Annotated in this window: 1 protein-coding gene and 1 pseudogene; both read right to left on the reverse strand. The window is 40.0% G+C overall.

Going from position 1 to position 2,043, the window contains the following annotated elements:
* Positions 1-219 precede the first annotated feature (219 nt).
* On the reverse strand, positions 220-1,641 hold the full coding sequence (gene gndA, locus LACDD01_RS09220; protein WP_061414650.1) for an NADP-dependent phosphogluconate dehydrogenase: 1,422 nt from the start codon (positions 1,639-1,641) through the stop codon (positions 220-222).
* A gap of 146 nt (positions 1,642-1,787) precedes the next feature.
* Positions 1,788-2,043, reverse strand: a pseudogene (locus LACDD01_RS09225) (hypothetical protein); the annotation flags it as partial.

Consider the following 2,043-nt stretch of genomic DNA (forward strand, 5'->3'; position numbering starts at 1 on the left):
TTGATTCGTTTTTTCAAAACATGAACTTTAGCTCAGCGAGGTTTTCCCTCTTAAACTTCCGTATACCAGTCATAGTGGAAAATTCCATCCATGTCAGTACGTTCATATGTGTGCGCACCGAAGTGCCACTTGTCTTAGTGCTTTAGCACTTAGAAAAAGTGGACAGCGTAGTGAGCTTGTGAACGAAGACTGAGCTTTAGCTCAGCAAGGTTTTCCCTCTTAGTCTTCCGTATACCAGTCATAGTGGAAAATTCCATCCATGTCAGTACGTTCATATGTGTGCGCACCGAAGTAGTCACGTTGTGCTTGGATAAGGTTTGCTGGCAAGTTTGCTGAGCGGTAGCTATCATAGTAGCTGATTGCACTTGTGAATGTTGGTACTGGGATACCGGCTTGAACAGCAAGGCTTACAACATCACGTACTGCTGCTTGGTAACGTTTTGTAATATCGATGAAGTATTCATCCAAGAGAAGATTTTCAAGGTCGGCATCTTTGTCAAAAGCATCTGTAATGTTTTGCAAGAATTCCGCACGAATGATACATCCCGCACGCCAGATTTGAGCGATTGTACCGTAAGGAAGATCCCAATCGTATTCCTTAGAAGCTTGACGAAGTTGGGCAAAACCTTGAGCATAGCTCATAATTTTTGAGAAATAGAGCGCTTGACGGATTTTTTCGACAATTTCAGCTTTGTCGCCTGTAAATTTCACTTCTGGACCTGATAAGATAGAGCTTGCTTTCACACGTTCATCTTTATAAGTTGAGATGAAACGGGCAAACACGGATTCAGTAATCAATGGCAATGGAACTCCCAAGTCAAGTGAACTTTGTGACGTCCATTTACCTGTACCTTTATTACCGGCTTTATCAAGGATTTTATCCACGATATAACCGTTTGTACCTTGATCATCTTTACGTTTAAGTACTTCTTTTGTGATTTCGATAAGGTAGCTGTCTAACTCACCTTCATTCCATTCTTCAAAGATCGATTGGATTTCAGCATTATCAAGACCAAGTACACGTTTCAAAAGATCATAAGATTCAGCAATGAGTTGCATATCGCCATACTCGATACCATTGTGGACCATTTTTACATAGTGACCTGCACCATTAGGACCCATATAAGCCACACATGGTTTACCATCTTGAGGTGCTTTACCTGCGATTTGTTCAAAGATTGGTGCAATCAAATCGTAAGCTTCTTTTTGTCCGCCAGGCATGATTGAAGGACCTTCAAGAGCACCCTTTTCACCACCTGAAACACCCGTACCGATAAAGTTAATGCCTGAGTCTGCAAGCTCTGCATTACGACGCATTGTATCTGGGAAATGTGTATTTCCACCATCAATTAAGATGTCACCTTTATCCAAATGTGGTAAAAGTGCTTGAATTGTCGCATCAGTTGCTGGACCAGCTTGTACCATAAGCATGATACGGCGTGGTTTTTCAATCGCAGCTACGAATTCTTCGATTGTTTTTGTCAAGACAAAATTTTTATCTGGATGTTCAGCTACAACTTCTTCTGTTTTTGCAGTCGTACGATTAAATAAGGCAACCGTATATCCACGTGATTCAACATTGAGGGCTAAGTTTTTACCCATTACGGCCATACCGACTACGCCAAAATTAGCTTGAGTCATTGTAAATCCTCCGATTTTTTATTTTTGATAAAACTATTATAACGCAATTTCTTTACAAAAGCTCAAATAAACACTGTAACATTTTTACAAAAAGAAAAACTGCCCGTAGACAGTATCTCTTTTACCACTCTGTACCTGAGAGGTCTTTAGCTTTTTTTTTCAAGCTCTTCAGCTTCTTCAGAAATCTTACCAAAGTCAACATTATCTTCTACTACTTCTGCAGCATCTTCTTTAACATCTTCAACCTTATCTGCTACAGCATCCGCACTGTCATCCAACTTTTCTTTAAACTCAGCAGTTTTTTCCACTACTTCGTCAGTAATTTCTGATTCATTTTCATCGAAAAGTTCTTCGGTGCCTTCTTTGGCTTGATTGATTTTATCAACAATCGCATCACGTGTA

It is taken from the genome of Lactococcus sp. DD01 (assembly GCF_001578715.1).
In the GTDB taxonomy this organism is placed as follows: Bacteria; Bacillota; Bacilli; order Lactobacillales; family Streptococcaceae; genus Lactococcus; species Lactococcus petauri.